The sequence below is a fragment of the Knoellia subterranea KCTC 19937 genome, from assembly GCF_000768685.1.
GTDB lineage: Bacteria > Actinomycetota > Actinomycetes > Actinomycetales > Dermatophilaceae > Knoellia > Knoellia subterranea.
Window position 1 is genome coordinate 1 of sequence record NZ_AVPK01000023.1, and the last position, 1,856, is coordinate 1,856.

Annotated in this window: 2 protein-coding genes; both read left to right on the forward strand. The window is 67.8% G+C overall.

Going from position 1 to position 1,856, the window contains the following annotated elements; genetic code table 11:
- Positions 1-195: 195 nt before the first annotated feature.
- Positions 196-1,218: an OmpA family protein gene (locus N803_RS17770; protein WP_169743119.1), complete on the forward strand. Its 1,023-nt coding sequence runs from the start codon at positions 196-198 to the stop codon at positions 1,216-1,218.
- Between the two features lies 1 nt (position 1,219).
- On the forward strand, positions 1,220-1,786 hold the full coding sequence (locus tag N803_RS17140) for a hypothetical protein (RefSeq protein ID WP_035907571.1): 567 nt from the start codon (positions 1,220-1,222) through the stop codon (positions 1,784-1,786).
- Positions 1,787-1,856: the final 70 nt, after the last annotated feature.

Sequence of the window (1,856 nt, forward strand, 5' to 3'; positions counted from 1 at the left end):
CGGACCCAACCTCCAGACCCACCACCCAGGCCCACCACCCGGCCCTGCCTCTGTCCCGATCCGATTCGTGAATGTGCGCGCCCCGTCGAGCGTGACCTAGGGTGGAAGGGCAGTCGACCAAGAACCCGAGTGGCGCCAGTGCTGCCGGGCGGGGAGGAAACCATGCGAGCACTTGGCGCGAACACGCGTGCCGTCATGACCGCGGTCGCAGCCGCGGCACTCGTTCTGGGCACTGCGGGTGCCGCTCCGTCGGATGAGATCGAGGTCCCCATCAAGGGGCAGGTGCTCACCGGTGGCACCCAGCCGAAGGGGGCGCCCGGCGTCCTGACCATCCACGGTGTTCGCCGGCTGAGCAACGCCACGATCGTCTACTGGTCAGTGGCCAAGCCGGAGGGCAACACCAGCACCCAGACCGGTGAGGGTTTTCTCGGTGCCGATACGACCGCCTTCTACCAGTCCCGGGTCGGACCCAAGGAGGGCGACGTGGCCCTCATCGACGGGGTCGGCCTCAAGGCCTACCGCCCACTTGCTCCGCCCGGAATCGGCGACCCGTGTGTCTGCTCGCAGGGGAACGACCTGCTCAAGCTCCAGCCTGGCCAGGCGCTGGTTCAGTGGTCGGGCGTGGCGCCTCTGCCGCCCGACGTCACGACGGTCGACGTTTCGGTCGGCGAACAGGTCGTCTCGGGTGTGCCGGTCGAGGATGGTCCGCTCGAGCCGCTGGCGAAGGAGCAGGACGGCCCGATCGTCGTCGGTATGGGCTGGCCGGAAATCCCCAGCGAGGCCCTCGCGGCGGCCAAGCCCCTCGAGCCAGCCTTTTATCCCCTGGTGTCCCGCATCTCCAACCTCGAGCAGTCGGTGACGACGACCCAGGACTCCGTGTCCCTCGCCGCCGACGTGCTCTTCGCCAAGGACTCGGCCACGCTCACCGCCAAGGCTCAGGGCGCCATCGCCGCGGCGGCCGCGGAGATCAAGAAGCTCGAGGGGGCCAAGGCTCTCAAGGTCACCGGCCACGCCGACTCCGACGCGGCCGACGCGTACAACCTCACCCTGTCGAAGCAGCGCGCCGCGGCCGTGGCAGCAGCACTCGGAAAGGCGCTTGGCGGCGGCTACACCATCACCTCCGAGGGCAAGGGTGAGACCGAGCCGATCGCGTCGAACAAGACCGATGCCGGCAAGGCGAAGAACCGGCGTGTGACGATCACCGTGGGAGGACAGTGAAATGACGGCTCGACGAACCATTCTGGCCTTGGGCCTCTCTGCTGCCGTCATGGTTGGCGTCGCGGGCTGCACCGGTGACGACTCACCAGAGGAGCAATCACCGAGCACATCCGGTTCCAGTTCGTCCTCGACCGCTGTCGAGGGCACCGACCAGAGCGCGGTCGTTCTCAAGGCGACCCTGCCGACCGTCAAGGGCAGCGCTCAAGGAAAGGTGGGCGCGACGGCTGCCACCCTCAACGTCGGAGACGTCCGGGTGACCGCTGGGAGCACGGTACTGACCTTCTGGTACACCGACCGCGAGCCAGGCACGCTCGTCGCGCAGGGGGACAACTCGTGGGAGAACCAACCCAAGATTGTCGATCCGACTGGCAAGAAGGTCTACGAACCGCTGACGTTCACCAACACCCGCGGTGACATCGTCTGCTTGTGCACCGACGTGGCCGCTGTCGACTCGGCCCCGCAGCCGCGCACGATCGCGTACCCCGCGATCCCCGACGGAGTGGCTTCGGTACAGGTGCGTCACGCGGGCTTTCCCGCAATCAGCGTGCCCGTGACGCGGGGGTCCTGACCCGGTCGGACCGAGTGGACCGAGCCGCGTGACCGTATGTCAGTCGCGGAGTTTGGGTTCGGTGTTGACC